Origin of the sequence: Roseobacter sp., assembly GCF_024639605.1 — a bacterium.
Taxonomy (GTDB): Bacteria; Pseudomonadota; Alphaproteobacteria; order Rhodobacterales; family Rhodobacteraceae; genus Roseobacter.
This window is the reverse complement of sequence record NZ_JAHEHZ010000059.1, coordinates 1-20,761: the sequence shown is the minus strand read 5'-3', so window position 1 is coordinate 20,761 and position 20,761 is coordinate 1. Positions and strand designations below refer to the sequence as shown.

Annotated in this window: 23 protein-coding genes; 16 read left to right on the top strand and 7 right to left on the bottom strand. The window is 58.4% G+C overall.

Features of this window, described 5'->3' with window-relative positions; all coding sequences use genetic code 11:
• The coding region (locus Q0M35_RS09675) for a hypothetical protein (protein ID WP_295314615.1) at positions 1-122 on the top strand (122 nt) is incomplete at its 5' end.
• A 293-nt stretch (positions 123-415) separates the two neighbouring features.
• On the opposite strand, the gene Q0M35_RS09670 is transcribed toward Q0M35_RS09675, so the two are convergent.
• The gene (locus Q0M35_RS09670; RefSeq protein ID WP_295314611.1) at positions 416-898 is read right to left on the bottom strand and encodes a carboxymuconolactone decarboxylase family protein; all 483 of its coding nucleotides are present in this window, start codon (positions 896-898) and stop codon (positions 416-418) included.
• Between the two features lie 225 nt (positions 899-1,123).
• Here Q0M35_RS09670 and Q0M35_RS09665 point away from each other — a divergent pair, with 225 nt between their 5' ends.
• From Q0M35_RS09665 to Q0M35_RS09600, 14 genes are all read left to right on the top strand, one after another.
• The gene (locus Q0M35_RS09665) at positions 1,124-1,705 is read left to right on the top strand and encodes a TetR/AcrR family transcriptional regulator (RefSeq protein WP_295314609.1); all 582 of its coding nucleotides are present in this window, start codon (positions 1,124-1,126) and stop codon (positions 1,703-1,705) included.
• 95 nt (positions 1,706-1,800) lie between these two features.
• Positions 1,801-2,598 (top strand): 23S rRNA (adenine(2030)-N(6))-methyltransferase RlmJ, encoded by a 798-nt coding sequence (rlmJ, locus tag Q0M35_RS09660; protein WP_295314606.1) that lies wholly within the window; start codon positions 1,801-1,803, stop codon positions 2,596-2,598.
• A gap of 159 nt (positions 2,599-2,757) precedes the next feature.
• Positions 2,758-3,195: a TerB family tellurite resistance protein gene (locus tag Q0M35_RS09655; RefSeq protein WP_295314604.1), complete on the top strand. Its 438-nt coding sequence runs from the start codon at positions 2,758-2,760 to the stop codon at positions 3,193-3,195.
• Positions 3,196-3,232: 37 nt separating this feature from the next.
• Entirely contained in the window at positions 3,233-3,673 is a 441-nt protein-coding gene (locus Q0M35_RS09650) for a TerB family tellurite resistance protein (protein WP_295314602.1), read from the top strand.
• Entirely contained in the window at positions 3,670-4,410 is a 741-nt protein-coding gene (locus tag Q0M35_RS09645) for a PhnD/SsuA/transferrin family substrate-binding protein (RefSeq protein WP_295314600.1), read from the top strand. Before Q0M35_RS09650 ends, Q0M35_RS09645 begins: the two co-directional genes overlap by 4 nt.
• A 113-nt stretch (positions 4,411-4,523) precedes the next feature.
• Complete coding sequence (locus Q0M35_RS09640; protein WP_295314598.1) at positions 4,524-5,300, top strand: amino acid ABC transporter ATP-binding protein; 777 nt, start codon at positions 4,524-4,526, stop codon at positions 5,298-5,300.
• 37 nt (positions 5,301-5,337) lie between these two features.
• Positions 5,338-6,063: a transporter substrate-binding domain-containing protein gene (locus Q0M35_RS09635; protein WP_295314596.1), complete on the top strand. Its 726-nt coding sequence runs from the start codon at positions 5,338-5,340 to the stop codon at positions 6,061-6,063.
• A gap of 76 nt (positions 6,064-6,139) precedes the next feature.
• Complete coding sequence (locus Q0M35_RS09630; RefSeq protein WP_295314613.1) at positions 6,140-7,024, top strand: ABC transporter permease subunit; 885 nt, start codon at positions 6,140-6,142, stop codon at positions 7,022-7,024.
• Between the two features lie 61 nt (positions 7,025-7,085).
• Positions 7,086-7,892: an ABC transporter permease subunit gene (locus tag Q0M35_RS09625; protein ID WP_295314594.1), complete on the top strand. Its 807-nt coding sequence runs from the start codon at positions 7,086-7,088 to the stop codon at positions 7,890-7,892.
• A gap of 141 nt (positions 7,893-8,033) precedes the next feature.
• A complete protein-coding gene (locus Q0M35_RS09620; protein ID WP_295314592.1) occupies positions 8,034-9,368 on the top strand; it encodes a glutamine synthetase family protein in 1,335 nt (444 codons plus the stop codon).
• A 15-nt stretch (positions 9,369-9,383) separates the two neighbouring features.
• The gene (locus Q0M35_RS09615) at positions 9,384-10,064 is read left to right on the top strand and encodes a type 1 glutamine amidotransferase (RefSeq protein ID WP_295314591.1); all 681 of its coding nucleotides are present in this window, start codon (positions 9,384-9,386) and stop codon (positions 10,062-10,064) included.
• A complete protein-coding gene (locus Q0M35_RS09610) occupies positions 10,061-11,419 on the top strand; it encodes a glutamine synthetase family protein (protein ID WP_295314589.1) in 1,359 nt (452 codons plus the stop codon). Before Q0M35_RS09615 ends, Q0M35_RS09610 begins: the two co-directional genes overlap by 4 nt.
• A gap of 58 nt (positions 11,420-11,477) precedes the next feature.
• Positions 11,478-12,782 carry an FAD-binding oxidoreductase gene (locus Q0M35_RS09605; RefSeq protein WP_295314587.1) on the top strand — a complete coding sequence of 435 codons (1,305 nt, stop codon included), beginning with the start codon at positions 11,478-11,480 and terminating at the stop codon, positions 12,780-12,782.
• A 79-nt stretch (positions 12,783-12,861) separates the two neighbouring features.
• Entirely contained in the window at positions 12,862-14,055 is a 1,194-nt protein-coding gene (locus Q0M35_RS09600) for an aminotransferase class I/II-fold pyridoxal phosphate-dependent enzyme (RefSeq protein WP_295314585.1), read from the top strand.
• A 10-nt stretch (positions 14,056-14,065) separates the two neighbouring features.
• Here Q0M35_RS09600 and phaR read toward each other — a convergent pair whose 3' ends face one another.
• The 3 genes from phaR to phaC all read right to left on the bottom strand — a co-directional run bounded on the left by phaR (position 14,066) and on the right by phaC (position 17,159).
• Positions 14,066-14,635, bottom strand: coding sequence for a polyhydroxyalkanoate synthesis repressor PhaR (phaR, locus tag Q0M35_RS09595; RefSeq protein WP_295314583.1), 570 nt, complete (start codon positions 14,633-14,635; stop codon positions 14,066-14,068).
• 136 nt (positions 14,636-14,771) lie between these two features.
• Entirely contained in the window at positions 14,772-15,215 is a 444-nt protein-coding gene (locus tag Q0M35_RS09590; protein WP_169641297.1) for a phasin family protein, read from the bottom strand.
• Positions 15,216-15,353: 138 nt separating this feature from the next.
• Positions 15,354-17,159 carry a class I poly(R)-hydroxyalkanoic acid synthase gene (gene phaC / locus Q0M35_RS09585; RefSeq protein WP_295314580.1) on the bottom strand — a complete coding sequence of 602 codons (1,806 nt, stop codon included), beginning with the start codon at positions 17,157-17,159 and terminating at the stop codon, positions 15,354-15,356.
• Between the two features lie 108 nt (positions 17,160-17,267).
• Between phaC and phaZ the strand changes: the two genes are divergently transcribed.
• Complete coding sequence (gene phaZ, locus Q0M35_RS09580; RefSeq protein WP_295314578.1) at positions 17,268-18,548, top strand: polyhydroxyalkanoate depolymerase; 1,281 nt, start codon at positions 17,268-17,270, stop codon at positions 18,546-18,548.
• Here the strand turns inward: phaZ and Q0M35_RS09575 are convergent.
• The 3 genes from Q0M35_RS09575 to Q0M35_RS09565 form a co-directional block, all read right to left on the bottom strand.
• Complete coding sequence (locus Q0M35_RS09575) at positions 18,545-19,255, bottom strand: alpha/beta fold hydrolase (RefSeq protein WP_295314576.1); 711 nt, start codon at positions 19,253-19,255, stop codon at positions 18,545-18,547. The genes phaZ and Q0M35_RS09575 overlap by 4 nt on opposite strands.
• Before the next feature lie 116 nt (positions 19,256-19,371).
• Entirely contained in the window at positions 19,372-20,178 is an 807-nt protein-coding gene (locus Q0M35_RS09570) for a transporter substrate-binding domain-containing protein (protein WP_295314575.1), read from the bottom strand.
• On the bottom strand, positions 20,175-20,761 hold a 587-nt coding region (locus Q0M35_RS09565; RefSeq protein ID WP_295314573.1), incomplete at its 5' end, for a transporter substrate-binding domain-containing protein. The genes Q0M35_RS09565 and Q0M35_RS09570, both read right to left, overlap by 4 nt.

Here is a 20,761-nt window from a genome sequence, read left to right as displayed (position 1 = left end):
CGGATCATCCCTGGTTTATCGGGGTGCAGTTCCATCCGGAGTTGAAATCAAAACCCTTCGATCCGCATCCGCTTTTTCGCGATTTCATTCGCGCGGCGAAGGAAATCTCCCGCCTCGTTTAACGCGCGCGAATGCACCTTTGTCCTGGTTTCTGGGCTATGGCCTTGCGTGCACGTGTAACACCGGGCCACGCAAGACCCGCTTACTGCGGGTCCGGCTACACATGATACCCGCAACAATCCTGTGTGAAAGCCTGCAACCGGGGTAAATCGAGACGTTGTCTTATAATGTCAACTGAACGATGCTGATCCGGTATAATGCGGTCATAAACATTCGGAAAAGACAATATGTGCGCTTTCGAGTTGCCGCCACTCCATCACCGGCGCGCCGGGTCTGACATAACACCTGCTGTTTTTCAGCTGGCATCTGCATGAACGGGCTCTTCCCGGCGGTCAGTGCTGAATTCATCATCCGGTGGCGTTGCCGCAATGTGGTTGGTGTAGTTAGACGTCACCTTTAACGATGGTCCGAGGATCACCTCGAGCATGGTCCGGCGGCTGTATCCGGCGTTGAGAAACGCCTCAACCTGCTCGTCAGAGGGCCACCCGCGTCTCTCGTTAAATACCACAGCGAACCGGCGCAATTCATCAAGCTTCGGGTCGCTGAGTTTGGTTCCCGCACGCAGGTTCCGCATGACATCTTCCGGTACACCTTTCATTCCGGAATTCGTGGTGTGGGCCGCCATACAACAGAAACACCCGTTCAGCCGGTTATTGGTCATGAGAAAGATCTGGCGCTCTGTCTCACTCAGGTCAGCTATGTCAAAAATCCGTGACAGTGTCGCATAGCCTTCCGCCAGCGCAGGCACCTCAACCTTCATGGCCAGCAGATTGGGCACAAATCCAAATACCTGCTTAACGCCTGTCAGAACCGGGCGCGCGGCGGCGGGCGCAGGCTCTGTCGTATATAATTGAAAATCTGTCAGTGCTCCGCTTCCTTCCGGGTTCGCGACGTTCGGTTCACATCAGACGAAGTTTCTGTACCGATCAGTCAAATCACTCACGCAATCGTGTTGAATGATCAGTCTGCAATTCTATATCAAGACGCGAAGGAGAATTCTGACATGCCCTGGGAGAAGTCATTCGACATTGATGACGTGACCGACAAGGCCATCGCGATATTCATCGACAAGGGGTATGAAGGCACATCAATGTCTGACCTTATCGATGGCATGGGCATAAATAAGGGCAGCCTTTACAATGCTTTCGGATCTAAACGTGAGTTGTTCTCCCGGGCGCTCCGGCGGTATGATCTGACAATCAGAGCAGCACAGCTCAACGATCTTGCGCAGAAGGGTGACCCTGTTGCGGCGATCTCCGGTCTTTTCGATCATCTGATTGCTGAAGCCTCGTCGGGTGCGGATTACCGTGGGTGTCTGCTGGTAAATACTGCGCTTGAACTGCCGCATCAGCCCGACAACATAAAAGAGATCGTGCGGGAGTCGCTGGGTGCTGTCGAAGCGTTTTTCGACGATATGATCCGCAAAGGTCAGGCCCGGGGCAGTATCTCCAAATCAATCGACCCCGAAGAAACGGCCACCTCTCTGCTGTCACTTGTCATTGGCCTGAGGGTTTTGTCGCGCGGCACCTCTGCGCCAGGTGATCTGGCCGCGATCAGGTCTGCGGCACTGCGTCTGATCAGCTGACCGCCTGAAATCCGGGCACGGCGACAGCAAAGCACTCCCGGACGTCTGATGCCGCATACTCTTGCGCCTGTCTGATCATGCGCTAAACGGGGAAGATGCTGAGCTATCAACATATGTATCATGCCGGGAACCTCGCAGATGTGCATAAACACGGGCTGCTGTCCTGGATCCTCGCGTACCTCACGGCAAAGGATAAACCGCTCTGCTACATCGAAACGCATGCCGGGCGCGGGCTTTATGATCTTGATGATCATGCAGCCTTAAAAACCGGAGAGGCTGCTCAGGGTATTGACCGGGTGGCGAATTTTTTTCCGCCCGCTCACCCCTATAGCCTCGTGCTCAGGGCACAGCGCGACATCAGCGGCCCCCGCGCCTATCCCGGATCCCCGCTCATAGCCACGCAGCTTTTGCGGCCAGGCGACACGCTGCATCTCGCAGAACTGCACCCCGGTGAATTTGCGGCACTGGAATACGCGACATCAGCGACAAAAGCCCGGTGCTATCACCGCGACGGGTTTGAGCTGGCTCATTCGCTGGTGCCTCCGACACCGCGCCGGGGCATGATAATGATCGACCCGAGTTATGAGCAGAAAAGCGATTATGCGGAAATTCCCGGGCATATTTCACGCATCACACGGGCATGGAATGTCGGCCTCGTTGTTCTGTGGTATCCGGTACTGACATCGGGTGCTCAGGCCGGCATGGTCCGCACTCTGAAAAATAACCGGCCCGAAGCCTTTTGCCATGAAGTCAGTTTCCCCCCCGCCCGTCCAGGCCACGGGATGGTCGGGTCAGGACTTTTCGTGATCAATCCGCCCTGGGGGCTGGCAGATGAAGCTGCGCGCCTCAGCGCATGTTTTGCAAAGCTGCAAAATCCTCGCGAAAAGGATTGACCCCGGCATCGCCCCTGGCAGTATGAGGCATGGTCCCGCTGTTCGCCCCGTTCGTATTCGCCGCTCCCCGGATTCTGCGCGCGGGAAGACCATGCAATCCCGGATCTTCGCCGGCGGCGATGATCGCAGTCCGGGTGATTCAGGCGACGGAGCCCGGCCATGTTTGAACGTCTCTTTCCCCGTCGCAAAAAGAGCCCTGAGCCACTGCCGCAACCGGATGCGCAACTGGCACTGGGCGCATTGCTGGTGCGTGTGGCGATGGCGGACCGTAATTACAAGGCTTCGGAGGTTGGCCAGATTGACCGCATCCTCAGTGCCACGTTCAGGCTGAAGCCCCTGGAGGCGGCAAAACTGCGAGCCACCTGCGAGGCCCTGGAACGGCATGCTCCCGGCACGCCGGAATTTGCTCAGATTCTGCGCGACGAGGTGGATTATGCGGATCGTAAATCGCTGGCGGATGCCATGTGGTCCGTGGCGCTTGCAGACGGGGCGCGAGACGAGGACGAAGAGGTTCAGCTGATGGCAATTGAGACGGCCCTCGGCCTGACCGACGCAGATATAGCTGCCGCAAGGGAAGCTGCTTTGCGCGAAAACTGACATTGGCCATTGCACAAAAAACACCTATATCTCCGTCATGTTCGGAGAACTTCTGAAGAGGCTGACGCAGCCTGATGATACTGAGTTGCCAGACGAGGATGCCCGTCTGGCGCTGACTGCATTGCTCGTGCGGGTCGCACGTTCTGACAATGATTACACAGACCGAGAGAAGGCGCGCATCGATGCGATTGTCTCGCACCGTTACGGGCTGGGCCCTGGCGGCACCGCAGCGCTGCGCAGCGAGGCGGAAGGACTGGAGGCCGAAGCGCCCGACACGGTTCGCTTTACCCGCGCAATCAAAGATGCCGTTCCCTATGAAGAGCGACGCGCCGTACTGGCCGCGCTCTGGGAGGTTGTACTGGCCGACGGCGACCGGGCGCAGGAAGAAGACGCACTTGTGCGTATGATCAGTAACTTCCTGGGCATCAGCGATCGCGATTCGGCGCTGGTACGCCAGTCCGTCGACAACGGGGAATGACGGCCAGTCTGCCGATGTATGACACGCCTGTCACGCGGCAGGCCAATGACAGGCTGTGGGCGCTGATCCGCGACCAGTTGCCCGATGCCCCACCGGACCTCGACCGCACGACTGATCCGCACGTGACCTGGCAGGACCCGGACCTGGTGCTGTCGCAGACCTGCGGGCTGCCGTTCCGCTCGGAACTGCACGACCGGGTGAAACTGGTTGGTGCGCCGGATTACGGGCTCACCGGGTGTCCGCCAGGCTATTACCGGTCGGTCATTGTCGTGCGTAAGGACGATCCGCGTCAATTGCTGGCGGAATTCCGTGGCGCGACACTCGCACGCAACGACGTAAGGTCACAATCGGGGTGGGCCGCGATTGAAGGACATCTTGCCGAAAACAACTTTGATTTCAGCTTTGCAGAGAGCATTCTTGAGACCGGCGGCCATCTCAGTTCGGCCCGCGCGGTTGCCGCCGCCGGGGCGGACCTTGCCTCCCTTGACGCTGTCACCTGGGCGCTGATCTGCCGCGATGATCCGGTGTCGGAGGACCTGCGGGTGCTGGCCGGCACGCGACCAACCCCGGGATTGCCGTTTATCACCGGCCCCGGCCAGGATGCCGCCCGCATGCTGACGTGCCTGCGCAACGCAGTGGCTGGCCTTCCCGCTGCGGACCGCGACTGCCTGATGCTGCGCGACGTGGTCTTTATCCCCCCGGAAGTCTATCTTGCGGAACCCTTTCCGCCACTATGAAGAGCATCAGGCGACCATATTCTTCCGTAAAAGCACTGAATCCGCATTACGCGTTGCAAAAGTAGATAAACTCACTGCATATACCCCAGCGAAACAGAACAGAGACACCTGCCTTGACCACTCCAGCACCGGTTATCGAAATTCAGGGGCTTCACAAAGCCTACGGCGGGCTTGAGGTGTTGAAGGGCGTCGATATTACTGCCCCAAGGGGTCATGTAATCTCGCTGATCGGATCTTCTGGTTCAGGCAAATCGACGTTGCTGCGCTGCTGTAATCTGCTTGAGGACAGCCAGGAGGGCGAGGTCATCTTCAAGGGTGAACCGGTCACCTGGAAAGGAACCGGACATAATCGCCGCCCCGCCGATGCAGCGCAGGTGCTGCGGATCCGGACAAACCTCAGCATGGTGTTTCAGCAGTTCAATCTCTGGGCGCATATGACCATTCTGCAAAACGTGATGGAGGCGCCGGTCACGGTGCTCAGACGGGACCGCGACGAGGTCGAACAGGCCGCGCGCGGGTATCTTGAAAAGGTCGGCATCGGCGACAAATGCGATGCCTATCCCGCGCAGCTTTCGGGTGGCCAGCAACAACGCGCCGCCATTGCGCGCGCGCTTTGCATGGAACCCGAGGCTCTCTTGTTCGATGAACCGACCTCTGCCCTTGATCCGGAACTGGAGCAGGAAGTTGTGCGTGTTATCAAAGACCTGGCCACCGAAGGCCGGACCATGCTGATCGTCACGCATGACATGAAACTGGCCGCTGATGTGTCGGACCACGTGGTCTTTCTGCATCAGGGTCTGATCGAAGAACAGGGCGCGCCCGCACAGCTTTTCGGCGCGCCTTCCTCAGAACGCCTGCAGGGATTCCTTTCGGCAACCCAGGCAGCGTAACCACCCCCCCAAAAAAAACCAAACGGGAGTATCACCAATGAAAAAACTTATTCTGACCACAGCGGTTCTTGCGCTGACGGCGGGCGTCGCTTTTGCGGACGGCCACGGCAAAACAATCCGCATGGGCACCGAAGGCGCCTATCCTCCGTATAACTTCATCAATGACGCCGGCGAAGTGGATGGATTTGAGCGGGAGCTGGGCGATGAACTCTGCGCGCGCGCTGAGCTGACGTGTGAGTGGGTCACAAACGAGTGGGACAGCATCATCCCTAACCTCGTGTCCGGCAACTACGACACCATCATCGCCGGTATGTCGATCACCGATGAGCGTGAAGAAGTCATTGATTTCACACAGAACTATACTCTGCCCGATCCCTCAGCTTATCTGGTTCTGTCGGCTGATGTTGATCTCGCCAACGGCGTGATCGCGGCGCAGACCAATACTATTCAGGCTGCGTTCATTGCAGACACCGGTGCGACGCTTGTCGAATTCGCGACACCCGAAGAAACCATCGCCGCTGTGAAAAACGGTGAGGCCGACGCGGTGCTGGCTGACAAAGCCTTCCTCACGCCGATCGAGGCTGACGACGCGGACCTGATGTTCCTTGAGCAGGAAGAAATGATCGGTGGCGGCATCGGCATGGGCCTGCGTGAAAGCGACACTGAGCTGCGCGACAAGTTCGATGCGGCCATTCAGTCCATGAAGGACGACGGCACGCTCAACGCGCTGCTCGACAAATGGGAAATCGGCGGCGCATTCTGATCCGCCCTGAGGGGGGCCGCATATCGCGGCCCCCTCTCTTGTTTCTTTCCCCAGCTCAGCCGCCACGAGGCCCGCAATTTTCAGCTTCTGCACAGACCCGAGTGTCCTGACGGACCTGCCATGGATGGCCTGCTATCTGACGACCGGCAAACACATGTCGATCTATACGTCTGTGTTCACCGTGCTGCTGCTTTTGGCGGTCACCGCCCCGGTTGCGCTGGGTTTCGGGTTTGCCGGCGCGTCGGCTGCGCGCTCCTCGGTGGCACCGCTGAGGTGGTTCGGCAAAAGCTACATCGCGCTTGTCCGCGGCGTGCCCGACATTGCATTTTTCCTCTTTTTCGTGATCGCACTTGACCAGGGCATCGAATATCTGCGTCACAAGGCCCTTTGCCGCGACTGGTCTGAGCCGATCCGGCAGGGCAATGATTTCGTTGTCTGTCAGGCGGCCAAGATGCCGCTCGGTGATGCGCCGCAGTGGGTGCACGAAACCTATGGGTTTTCTCTGGCTGTTCTGACATTCTCCATTGTTTTCGGGGCCTTCGCCGCCAACGTTCTTTTCGGGGCGATGCGGGCGGTACCCCATGCACAACTCGAGACCGCCGGGGCCTATGGCATGTCGCAGCGCCAGATATTCTGGCGCGTGCTGGTGCCGCAGATGTGGGTCTATGCGCTGCCAGGTCTCAGCAATCTGTGGATGGTGCTGATCAAGGCGACACCGCTCCTGTTCCTCCTTGGGATCGAGGACATCGTGTACTGGGCCCGCGAACTGGGCGGCACCAAAACCTCGCGCTTTACCGACTACCCGCACGGCGACTGGCGGATGTGGTATTTCCTCGCGCTGCTGGTGTTTTACCTCGTCTTCACACGGATTTCAGAAGTGGTCCTCGAGCGCCTGATGCAGCGGCTGACCCACGGCCAGGCCACCTCCGGCGGCGAAGCCCAGCGAAAGGCCGCAGCATGACGGTTGCTCCCTGTTATCCGGCCCCTGCGGTGCACGGCCCCCTGCAGAAGGCCTTCCCCGCGTGAGTTGCTGGCAGACTATACAGGACTATGGCCTGAGATCGATCGGGATCGGCGAGCGCCTCCTCCCGCGCGAGGATTTTACTCTGTGCCAGCAGTTCACGCTTATCGGCTCCGGCATGATCTGGAACATCTATTTCGGTTTCTTCGCGCTTGTGCTTGGTTTCTTTTTCGCGACCGCACTGGCCGTGGGCAAAGGCTCGTCCAACAGGCTGATCCGTAAACCGTCTGAATGGTTCATCTTCATCTTTCGCGGCTCGCCGCTCTTTATTCAGTTCTTTTTCGGGTATTTTCTCTTTCTCAGCCTCAAATCGAATTACCCCTTCTTTGACCCTTTTACCGCCGCCTGGCTGGGCGCGCTGATTGTACTCTTTTGCAATACTGCGGCCTATACCGGTGAAATATTCTATGGCGCGCTGCAGTCGATCCCGAAAGGTGACACAGAGGCGGCAGATGCCTATGGCATGTCGGGCTGGCCGCGTTTTAAACGCGTCATCTGGCCCACCATGCTTCGGCTGGCCTGGCCTGCATATACGAACGAGGCGATCTTTCTTTTTCAGTCAACAGCGCTGGTATTCTTTTCCGGCTTTCCGGCCTGGCAGCAACGAGGCGACGCGCTCTATTACGCCAGCTATTTTGCCGACAAGACATTCAACCCCTTTATCGCTTATCCAATTCTTGCGATGTATTTCATTCTGCTGACCCTTGTGATCGTCAGCCTGTTCGGCCTGATCAACGCGCGACTCAACCGCCACCTGCCACAGCATACGCGCAGCAAACTGCGCGTGAGGCCCAATCTCATCCGCTGAAAACGACCGTCCGATAGCCGTCAGAAGCTGCATTCTGGGCGGTCTCAGATAATTTGATCAAATTTCACTGGCGGTCTGCATCAGAAACGGGCATTCAGAGCGCAGGCCACGCTGAGCGTGCTGCCTTAACACTGGTGAGATATGAAAGACTGGCTCCGCAAACATCCTGAAGTCCGCACGATTCGTGTGGCCGCCTCTGACCTGAACGGACAGGCTCGCGGCAAACGCATTCCCGCCCGCTTCGCCGATACCGTTGTAAGCAACGGCACCCGTTTCCCGATGTCGGTGCTGAACCTCGACATCTGGGGAGAGGACATCGACGACAGCCCGCTGGTTTTTGATTCCGGCGACCGTGACGGCGTGCTGAAACCCACCGAGCGGGGTTTTATGCCCATGCCCTGGCTTGACGCGCCGACGGCGCTTCTGCCGATCTGGATGTTTCATGAGAACGGCAAACCCTATGAGGGCGATCCGCGGCATGCCCTGCGCGCGGTGCTCAACCGGTTCAAGGCACGCGGGCTGACCCCGGTCTGCGCGGTTGAGCTTGAGTTTTTCCTGATCGACGATTCCGGTCGCACGCTTGAAATACCGGTCAGTCCACGCTCCGGGCGCCGGCGCAAGGCGGCCGAGACCCTGTCGATCCGGGCGCTGGATCAGTTCGATACCTTCTTCACCGACCTTTATGACGCCTGTGAGGAGATGGACATTCCCGCTGACACGGCCATTTCGGAGTCCGGGTTGGGCCAGTTCGAGATCAACCTGATGCATTGCGATGACGCGTTGCGCGCGGCCGACGACGCCTGGCTTTTCAAGATGCTGGTCAAAGGGCTGGCGCGACGGCATGGCTTTGCTGCGAGTTTCATGGCGAAACCCTATGAGGATTATCCGGGCTCGGGGCTGCATGTTCATTTTTCTGTGCTCGATGAAGACGGCAACAATGTCTTTGACAACGGTGGCCCCGAGGGCACCGATATGCTGCGCCATGCGGTGGCGGGCTGTATGAAGGCGATGCCGGGCTCGGCGCTGGTCTTTGCGCCGCACGCCAACAGCTTTGACCGGATGGTTCCCGGCAGTCATGCGCCGACCGGCATTTCCTGGGCCTATGAAAACCGCACTGCGGCGATCCGCATTCCATCGGGCGCCCCTGCGGCACGGCGCATCGAACACCGCGTGTCGGGCGGGGATGTGAACCCCTATCTGATGCTGGCCGCTGTTCTGGGCGCAGCGATAAATGGTATTGAGGATGGTATTGAGCCGCCCGCTCCGATCACCGGCAATGCCTATTCAGCCGACCTTCCGCAGATCCCGGGGGACTGGAAAACCGCGATCGACACGTTTGAGGGCTGTTCTGAAATTGCGCGGATTTTTACGCCGGAGCTGGTTCGAAATTTTGTTCTGACCAAACGCCAGGAACTGCATTACATGCAGGAACTGACCCCGTCAGAGCAGGTGACTATCTATCTCGATACTGTGTGAAGATGCGGAGGTGATATGAAAATCGGTGTTCTCGTCACCGGGCATCCGCCCGATAACATGCGTGAAAACGGCGCGTATGATCAGTATTTTGCGCGCCTGCTGGAGGGTCACGACTTTGAGATCGAAGGCTGGGCCGTCGTTGACGGGCAGTTTCCGCCTGGCATTGACGCCGCAGATGGCTGGCTGATCACCGGCTCGAAGCATGGCGCATACGAAGATCACGACTGGATCGCGCCGCTTGAGGAGTTCGTCCGCGCGGCATGGGCTGCCGGCAAGCCGATGATCGGCGTGTGTTTCGGCCATCAGATCATCGCCCAGGCGATGGGCGGCAGGGTAGAGAAGTTTGCGGGCGGCTGGTCGGTCGGCCGTACCGGATATCAGATGGACGGGAAAACCGTAACGATCAACGCCTGGCACCAGGATCAGGTCACCGAACGGCCCGAAATGGCCGAAGTATTTGCCAGCAACGCCTTCTGCGAAAATGCCGGTCTGCTTTACGGCGACACATTCTGGACCATTCAGCCCCATCCCGAATATGACGCTGATTTCATTGACGGGCTGATCCGCACCCGCGGCAAAGGCGTTGTGCCGGATGATCTGCTTGAGGCAGCTTCCGCACAGCTGGACCAGCCGACCGACCGGATGGAAGTGGCCCGGACGATGGCTGATTTTTTTACGAAAGCGAGGACGCGATGAGCGACTGGACCGACGGGCTGCCTGAGGCGGCGCAGGCCTATCTTGAAGGGCGCAGGCTTGATGAGGTGGAATGTATCATTTCCGATCTGCCGGGCATCGCGCGGGGCAAGGCCGTGCCGGCTACAAAATTTGCACGCCAGGATTATTTCCATCTGCCCGACAGTATCTTTTATCAGACCATCACCGGGGACTGGGGTGAAGCGGCCGGAGAGGACGGTTTCATAGAACGCGATATGGTTCTGCGCCCGGATATGAGCACCGCAACCGCGGCGCCCTGGACCGGGGACTGGACGCTGCAGGTGATCCACGATGCCTTTGACCGCAATGGCGAGGCTGTGGCCTGCAGCCCGCGCAATGTGCTGCGCCGCGTCTGCCAGCTTTATCAAGAAAAAGGCTGGAAGCCGGTGGTGGCGCCGGAGATGGAGTTTTTCCTCGTTGCCCGCAACACAGACCCCGGACACGACATAAAACCGATGATGGGCAGGTCCGGCCGGCCGGCCGCGGCGCGCCAGGCCTATTCCATGACCGCCGTGGACGAATTCGGCCCTGTCATCGACGATATTTACGATTTTGCTGAAGCTCAGGGTTTTGAGATCGACGGGATCACCCAGGAAGGCGGAGCCGGACAGCTTGAGATCAACCTGCGCCACGGCAATCCGGTGAAACTTGCTGACGAGGTTTTCTATTTCAAGCGCCTCATCCGTGAAGCAGCCCTCCGGCACGACTGCTTTGCGACTTTTATGGCCAAACCGATCGCGGACGAACCCGGCTCCGCCATGCACATCCACCATTCGATCCTCGATGCAAAGACCGGAGCGAACATCTTTTCCGGACCGGATGACGAAGAAACCGACGAATTTTACCATTTCATCGCCGGGCTGCAGAACCATATGCCTGATGCGATGGCGGTGATTGCGCCCTATGTGAACAGCTACCGGCGCTATGTGAAAGACAGTGCGGCACCGATCAATCTTGAGTGGGCCCGCGATAACCGCACCACCGGTATCCGGGTGCCGCTCGCGACCCCTGCCGCCCGACGTGTCGAAAACCGTCTTGCGGGCATGGACTGTAATCCTTACCTCGGGATCGCGGCGAGCCTTGCCTGCGGCTATCTTGGCCTGATTGATCAGCGCAGGCCAAAGCCGGAATTCAAAGGCGATGCGTATGACGGCGACGGTGATATACCGCAGGTTCTGGGTTCTGCGCTTGATTTTTTTGAGGAGGCGCAGGCGCTGCACGCGGTCCTTGGTCCTGAATTTGCGCGGGTGTATGCCATCGTGAAACGCGCGGAATATGAAGAGTTTCTGCAGGTGATCTCCCCCTGGGAGCGCGAACACCTGCTGCTCAACGTGTGACCTGCTGCGCGGCCTGACCGCGCAGCCTGCCCCTTTTTTACCGAGAGAAGGCCGAGGCATGGATCTTCTGTATGCAAATGACACTCAGGGTACGTATCCGCCAAGCTGGTATGCGGCGACGGCAGAGGCACCCGACGTCCGGCCCGCACCAGACGGCGATATCACGGCGGATGTCTGCGTCATCGGCGGCGGCTATACCGGACTTTCCGCAGCCCTTCATCTCGCACAGGCGGGCGTGTCGGTCGTGCTGCTCGAAGCGCACAGGGTGGGCTTTGGCGCATCCGGGCGTAATGGCGGGCAACTTGGCAGCGGGCAGCGGTTAGATCAGACAAAACTGGAGAAGATGGTCGGAGACGGCCCGGCCCGCGCGCTCTGGGATCTGGGAGAAAACGCAAAGGCACTGGTGCGCGATCTGGTAGCGAAACATAATATTGACTGTCACCTGAAACCCGGCATCGCCTGGACTGCGTCGGATGCGGCGGATGTGGCTGACCTGCACAGCTATGCAGAGCATCTGCAACAGCACTACGGATATGATCAGATCTCACCACTTGATGCAGAGGCCTGCCACGCCATTTGCCCGTCGCCGGATTACAAAGGGGGCACACTTGATATGGGTGCGGGCCACCTGCATCCGCTGGCCTTTGCTCTGGGGCTGGCGCGGGCAGCGGAAGAGGCCGGCGTCCGGATTTTTGAGAACGCGCGGGTGACGGACATCCGCAAAGGTGATCCTGCGGTGGTCACCACCCGCACAGGCCGCGTGACGGCGGGCCATGTCGTTCTGGGGTGCAACGGTTACCTGTCGGGCATTGCACCGGGTGTGACGTCCCGCGTTATGCCGATCAACAATTTCATTGTGGCGACCGAACCTCTGGGCGACGACGCAGCGCGGGTCCTGACCCGGGATATTGCCGTGGCAGACAGCCGGTTTGTCGTGAACTATTTCCGCCTGTCTCATGACAAACGCCTGCTCTTTGGTGGCGGCGAAAGCTATGGGTACCGGTTCCCGGAGGATATCGAAGCGACAGTGCGCAAACCGATGCACATCATCTTTCCCCATATGAAAGACGTGAAGATTGACTATGCCTGGGGCGGCACTCTGGGCATAACCATGAAACGCTTACCGTATCTGGCCAGGATCGCGCCCAACATACTTTCAGCGTCGGGGTATTCAGGCCATGGCGTCGGCACGGCAACCCATGCGGGGATGCTCATGGCCGAAGCAATCCGCGGGCAAAGCGACGGGTTTGACACTATGAGCCGGATCCCCACACCCGTCTTTCCGGGCGGCGGGGCGCTCCGAACACCGCTGCTGATCCTCGCGATGACCTGGTATGCGATGCGCGACAGACTGGGTATCTGAGGCAGTCACAAAAGATTCACTTGTCGGTTGAAGTCTGATCATTTATCATTTTCAAAACCTAAATTTGGAAATTATGAATATGATGCTGCCCGACATGCACACAGCCGAACCGATACCTGAGGCCGCCCGGTCTGAAATTGACCGGCTGCTGCAGACGGGAGATCTCTTCCGCTATACCGCGGCAGAGGACGCTCCGGTCTCATTGCTGGAGAGTGAATTTGCCCGGATGATGGGCCGCAGATACGCGCTTGCGGTATCCTCCTGCTCGGCAGCCCTGTTTTTGTCTCTGAAATCGCTGGGGCTGACACCTGGCGCGCGGGTACTGATCCCCGGGTTTACCTTTGCGGCGGTCCCCTCCTCCGTCGTGCACGCAGAATGTGTGCCTGTGCTCTGCGAAGTGGGCGAAAACTACCGCATTGATCTGGCTGATTTCGAAGCCCGTCTGAAAGACAATATAAGTGCGGTGATCGTCAGTCACATGCGCGGACATACCTCCGACATGGATGCGATCATGGCGCTGTGTGATGCCGCCGGCATTCCGGTCATCGAGGACGCTGCGCATTCACTTGGAACCGTCTGGCGGGGTCGGAAAATCGGCACGATCGGCCGGGTCGGGTGCTTTTCTTTTCAGTCTTACAAGATGGTCAACGCGGGCGAAGGCGGCATCCTGATCACTGACGACGCCGATCTTGTGGCGCGAGCCATCATAATGTCTGGCGCCTATGAACATAACTGGAAGAAACACCCTGTGCTGCACGAAGCTTTTGCCCGCTGGCAGAACCAGTTGCCGCTTTACAATCTGCGCCTGAACAACCTTTCCGCCGCGCTGATCCGCCCTCAGCTTGACGCTCTGCCTCAGCGGGTCGCGGACGGCCGGCGCAACCACGATTATGTCGCCTCCAGACTGAATGCCGCGCGATATTTCGACGTGCCGGACCCCTTGCCCGGCGAAGAGCGCGCGCCTGACAGTATTCAGTTCAACATTCAGGAACTCAGTAACGCGGAAATCCGCGATTTTGCGGCGGCGGCCGATACTGCAGGCGTCAAGGTGCAGGTCTTTGGCCAGAGCACGGATAACGCGCGCGCCTTCTGGAACTGGAAATTCGTGCCGGATCTGCCGGAACTGCCAAAAACCCGTTCGATGCTGATGCGCGCCTGCGACGTCCGCCTGCCCGTGCGGCTGACCCGCGACGAACTGGATGCGGTAACCAGTGTTCTGATCAGCGCGATGAAATCAGTTACGTCGCCCCATCCTGCAAGCAAGGTCGCCTGACACCGCAGCGTTACTTCAGCCGGGACAGTTTATCCTGAAGTTCCGAGAGCTGTTTCTTGATGGCATCAAGGTCTTCGCCACCGGTCTCTTCTTCAGTGCTGTCACCCGACTGCCCGTGTTCGGGCCACCCTGTGCTGCCCGGCGCGAGACCACCTGTCATCGCTTTCATGAAGGCTTTCTGCTGCGCCTGCATCAGTTCGAACCCGGGCATCTTTGCCATCGGGTTCATGGCGTTCATTTTATCCATCATCTGGCTCTGACCGTCGCGGAGCATCTCAAAAGAGGCCTGAAGAAACTGCGGCACCACGCTCGCACCCGGCGTCATATAACTGCGCACCAGATCGTTGAGCACGTCAACAGGCAGAACACTTTCGCCCCGGCTTTCGTGCTCTGCGATGATCTGCAAAAGATACTGGCGGGTCAGATCGTCTCCGGATTTAAGATCAACGATCTGCACCTCGCGTCCGCCGCGGATGAAACCTGCGATATCATCCAGCGTCACGTAATCACTGGTTTCGGTGTTATAGAGCCGCCTGCTGGCGTATCGCTTGATCAGCAATGGTTTTTCTTGATCCGCCACAGGCTTTCTCCCCGGTGTGAGTGCTGCATTGCAGCTTAGGGGACTGTTTTACAAAAAGAAAGGGCAGGCTGTTACCAGCCCGCCCTCGAATTTTGTGCCTTTTCAGGGAGGAAGCGGCACAAAAACCGTATCAGATTTACTTCGCAGTTGCTTTTTTCACTGCGGCAGATGCGTCGTTTGTCGCCTTTTTCACAGCGGCAGTTGCGTCTTCGCTCATATCTTTGCCGGCAGCCATCATCAGCTCAACTGTGTCCATCTGCGCTTTTTTCGCGATCTCAGCGAAAGCAGCCATGTGCTCAGCCGCGGACTCGGAGTATGCGGAAGCGAAATCGGTCATCGCTTTTGCATAATCAACCGGCTCTTTTTTCGCTTTTGCCATGTCGGCCAGCTTCGCCAGTGTTTCCTGGGTCCATTTGCTGGAGATCTCGGTGGATTTCTCAGCAGCTGTCAGCGCAACGCCGGACAGTTTCTCGTTCAGAGTTGCGGATGTTTTGAAGGCATCTTCAAACGCGGCTGTGTCAACCGGGAATGCGCCCATTACGTCTTTGAATACTGCGGTCATGTCAGGTGTCTTGCTCATGTCTTTTCCTTTCCTCGCATCTTCGGGATCATCCCGTTTCTCTGCGTCTGCATACTATATAGATGCCGCAGTGCAGCATTGCAAGTGAATTTTGCTGCAGTGCAGCAAAAAATTCGGGCCGGAAAAAGTTGTTTTAGTTCAGACTGTTGCTTTAATCTTCACGTATGTACCGGGCGCTTCGCAGAGCACAGGATGGGTCGAATCGCCCGGCTTCCGGGCCGGAATCATCGTCCCGGAACGCTTTTTCAGCCACTTTTCCCAGCGCGGCCACCATGAACCTTCGGTGAAGTCCGCGGCCTTCAGCCAGTCGGCGTAATCAAGGCTCAAGTCAGCGTTGATGTAATGGCCGTATTTCTTTTTGCTGGGCGGATTGACGATCCCTGCGATATGACCGGATTCTGTCACGATAAAGGTTTTGTCTTTCGAGCCCATCTTCTGCACGCCACGATAGCAGTCTTTCCAGGCAGCAATGTGGTCAGTTTCACAGGCAATGGAACAGACCGGTACGTCAATGTCCGACAGCTCCAGTTTGTGTCCCAACAGATCAAACCCGCCCTGAGCAAGCTCGTCGCGCTGGCAGAGCCCGCGCAGATACTGCTTGGCCATTTTGCCCGGCAGGTTGGCCCCGTCTCCGTTCCAGTAGAGCAGGTCAAAGGCGGGTGGCGTTTCACCCATCATATAACTGCGGATCGCCGGCGAGTAGATCAGATCATTCGAGCGCAGAAACGAAAAAGTCCGCGCCATGATCACCGAAGGCAGGATGCCCTTGTCGTCGATCTCTTCCTCGATCCCGTCGATGAAATCATCTGTCAGAAAGGGCGCGAACTCGCCCTGGTCCGAGAAATCCGTCAGGGCTGTAAAGAAGGTTGCCGATTTAACCGATTTATCGCCGCGCTGTTTCATCAGCGACAGGGTCAGCGACAGGGTTGTCCCGGCGATGCAGTAGCCGACGACGTTGACCTGCTTCTCGCCGGTGATCTTTTTTACCTCGCCGATCGCGGTCAGGTATCCCTGCTCTATGTAATCCTCGAGTCCGATCTCGCTGTAGGTCGCATCCGGGTTGATCCAGGACACCATAAAGACGGTGTAGCCCTGATCTGCCAGCCACTTTACGAGGCTGTTCTGTGCTTTGAGGTCGAGGATGTAGAATTTGTTGATCCAGGGCGGAAAGATGACCAGCGGGGTTTTGTACACCTTTTCGGTGGTCGGCGCGTACTGGATGATCTCCATCATCGGGTTGCGGAAGACAACCGAGCCGGGGCTTGTCGCAATATTACGTCCGAGCTCGAATGCCTGTTCGTCGGCAAGCCTGACGACCATCTCGCCGTTGTTGGCCTCCAGATCACGGATCAGATTTTCGAGCCCCTGAACGAGGCTCTGCCCTTCTGTCTCGATCGCCTTTTCCAGCGCGTCCGGGTTGGTTGCCAGAAAATTGGTGGGCGACATCATATCGATGATCTGCTGCGAGAAATACTTCAGCCGGTTTTTCTCAGCGGGCTCCATATCAGTTACATCGCTCACAGCCTGGGAAAGAGCGTTCGCGTTGATCAGGTACTGCTGCTTTACGAAATTGAAATACGGGTGCGTATCCCATAGCGGGTTTGCGAACCTGCGGTCGCGCGGGCCCGGGTCCTGCGGAGCTTCGAGTTTTCCTTTGGCCAGTGTCTGCTGCGCCTCGACAAAATGCTTCATCGTCCCGGACCAGTAATCCATCTGATGTTCGAGCACTTTTGCGGGGTTGTTGATCATTTCAGACCAGTAAGCCAGAGCGGCTTTTCCGAAAAGTTCCTGATTCGGGGCGTCCAGTGAAGGATTATGTCCCTTTCGGTTCGTCATCACGCGGTGCAGGCGCTCTGAGAGTTCCTCAACTTTCTTAAGGTTTCGGGTCATACGCTCCAGATTTTCGATACCGGGAGTCTCATCAAGATCAGTTCTTGTTGTCATATTTACTTTTCCCTCGTATGTTGCACCTGCAGCATTTGGTCGTTGGCTTCAGGGGGCGAAGCGACTGCGTGTTCCGGTGCGCCCGGATTATCATCAAGGAGACCCCTCATGCGCTATATGGCCACTTACGACTTAATGGAAACGGTTCGCAACACGAACCAGTGGCTTGGCGCATCGGCTCTCGCGATGGCATCATATCCTGCCTTCTCCCTCATTCCAAACCCTGCAATCGCCTGGACCCGCGCCTGGGGCGAGGTCACTGAACGTACGTTTCAGCGGATGATTGTGAAACCGGACTGGAATATTCCCCCTGTGCCCAGCGCTGACGGGCAGGACCATGTTGTCACAACCGAGGCCGTAATTGAACGGGACTTCGGCGATTTGTTGCATTTTGTGGTTCAGGGCCGGCCCACACCCAAGCGCAAGGTGCTGCTGGTCGCGCCGATGTCCGGCCATTACGCAACTTTGCTGCGGTCGACCGTGATCAGCATGCTGCCGGATGCGGATCTGTATATCACCGACTGGCACAATGCGCGCGACATACCGGTCAGCGCGGGCAAGTTTGATATCGAGGATTACACGCTTTATCTGGTAGATTTCATGCGTGAAATGGGCCCGGACACACATGTAATCGCGGTCTGCCAGCCTGCCCCGCTCACACTGGCGGCAACCGCTTATCTGGCCGAAGAAGACCCCGATGCACAGCCGCGCAGTCTCACGCTGATCGGCGGCCCGATTGATCCTGACGCGACCCCGACAGACGTGACCGATTTTGGCCACCGGGTCACGATGGGCCAGCTTGAAGAACTGATGATCCAGCGTGTCGGGTTCAAGTATCCCGGTGTGGGCCGCATGGTTTACCCCGGTCTGCTGCAGCTGAATTCGTTTATTTCAATGAATTTTGAGACGCATTTCCGCGCTTTCCGCGACCAGATCGCCCGCGTGGCGCAGAACGACGCTCAGGAACACGACAAGCACAACAAATTTTATGACGAATACCTTGCAGTCATGGATATGACTGCTGAGTTTTATCTCTCCACAGTCGAGCGCATTTTTAAGAACGGCGAGATCGCACGAAACGAATTTATGGTGGCGGGCAAGAAGGTCGACATCGGAAAAATCACGACCGTCGCTGTGAAAACGGTCGAGGGTACAAAAGACGATATTTCAGCACCCGGACAGTGTGTTGCGGCTCTCGCACTCTGCACGGGCCTCCCCGACTCCAAAAAGGCCAGCCACCTTGAGGAAGGTGCGGGGCACTACGGGATTTTCGCGGGTAAAAGCTGGCGCCGAAACATCCGCCCGCTGGTACTGGATTTCATCGATGCCAACAGCCCGAAACCAGAGGTCAAAACACGCAAACCCGCCAACCGGAATTCGGCAGCTTAACGCAGCACCAGCGGCTGTGTGAGCCATTCGCGCAGGGCGGCGGTGGTCTTTTCGGGCTCTTCAAGCGGTGGCAGGTGTCCGGAGTTGTCAAGCACACGCAGCGTGGCGCCCGGGATCAGTTCTGACATAAATTCATGGCGCCTGACCGGGCAAAGCGTGTCATGTGCGCCGCAGAGCACAAGTGCCGGCACCTTGCACAGGCGCAGTGTTTTCTGCTGATCCCGTCGCCTCTGCAGCGCGCGCGACTGGCGCACAAACACATCCGGCCCGAGTGCGCCGGCCATGTCCATTACCAGATCCAGTACCCCGGTGCGGCCCGGACCCGGCGCGAGGTATTTCGGCTTCATCTCTTCACGCATGACATCCAGCATTCTGCCGGAGCGCGCCGCGACGATCTGCGGTTCACGGGCGGCGGCAATCTGAGGTGTTTCCGGCAGCGGGTTGGTGTCCATCAGCGCGATCCGGCTGACCCGCTCAGGCGCGCGGCGCAGAAGTTCCATCGCCACGATGCCGCCCATGCTGAGCCCTGCCAGCGCGAAACGATGCGGCAACTGGTCAAGCAGGCCCGAGGCAATTTCCTCCATCCGGTCGCCCCGGGTGATCGGCGCACAGATGACGACGGTATCTGACGACAGCGCCGCGATCTGGGGCGCGAAAAGGCGCGCATCACACATCATTCCCGGCAGCAAAACGAGTGGTTCTGTCATGACCCTGCACCCTCATACTGTTTAACGGATAGTCAACTGCGACAGGTCATTCTTAGCGGCGCGGAGACCGGAGAGCCAGCCGCAAAACCGCGTACCTTTCTCTCACGACCCGTTGGTCACTGCTTGATCTGATCCCAGTAAAGCCCCAGATGCCGCTCGATAATTCCGGCATATCTGCCGGACTCGCGCAGCCTCGCAAGCCCGGCATTCAGGCGGTAAAGATGTGCTGTGGCGCGCCAGTGGGACCGCGAGATTACCGCGTGCAGACTCTGCTCTGACAGCGGCCGCGGCAGGGGGACAACAGCCTCGGTCAGATTCCCCCGGAAAAGTTCATTTACGCCGCGGAATTCATCCAGCGCTACCGCATCCACCGCGCCGTCCATCAGCATCTCAAAGCAATCTGCCGCACGGGTCGGCTGTTTCAGCGTGATCAGATCGCGGCTCAGCCAGCGCCGGTCCGGGCGTTCAAGATCATGAGTGAACAGCCCGGCCGGCCGGCACAGTACCCGACCGTGAAGATCCGCGTCCTCATCAAAGTCAAATTGTCTGTCCGTACGGGTGAAAAGCAGCACCACAACCTCGGCCAGAGGGTCGGAGAAATGGTACGTCCGGCAACGCTCGTTATCGTGCTGCTGCCCGTCGCAATCCGGACGCGCCCAGGCAAATCCCATGTCGGTTTGTGCGCGTGCCACCCGGGCCGCACTCGCTGCACGGTCGCTCTCCCAGACAATGTCGAACGCGAACGGATCGGGCGCGTTGCTGAGCGCCGCTTCGATGATTTCCGTGGCCATGCCGCGCCCGGGCCAGTCGGGGCCGGCGAATGGCGCATCATCGGGTGAAGCGACCAGCGTAATGCCGTTTGACGATGCTGATGCCGCCGAGCACGCGAGAAACAGCCCGGCTATTGCGGCACGCCCCTTCACAATCCGGCCCAGATCTCAGACATGTGACGGTCGAGAATATCCTGAAAAGTGCCGGTCGCCCGGATATCGCGCAGCCCATCGTTAAAGGCGGTGATCACGTCCCGCGCTTGCGGGGAGGCCTGCGGGGCAGCCGCATGCAGGGTCACGATTGCCACCGGAGACTTGCTGAGCGCCACAATCTGGCGCTCCCGCCCCGCGGCCGCGAGCGCTGCCCGTCCGGTGAATTCATTCAGCATCACTGTATCGACGACGCCCTCGTCGAGCAGCGCAAAACAGGCATCGGCATCTGCAGCCCCTGTGATGCTGACGAGCCCGCCGGCCAGCCAGTTTTTGCCACTGGCATCCAGAACATGCACCGGTTGCCCTGCAGGCCTGCAGATCTTTTTGCCACGCAGGTCCTCTGCACTGGCAAGCGCCACAGGCGCGTCTTCGGGTACAAAGAACACTATCAGCATTTCAAAAAGCGGATCGGAATAGAGGAAATCCTGGCAGAAAGTGCTGCGCGCACCGGGTGGGCAATCAGGCCGAATGACAGGGAAAATCAGATCGGACACCAGCGCTGCATCAGCGATGCCGGGACCGC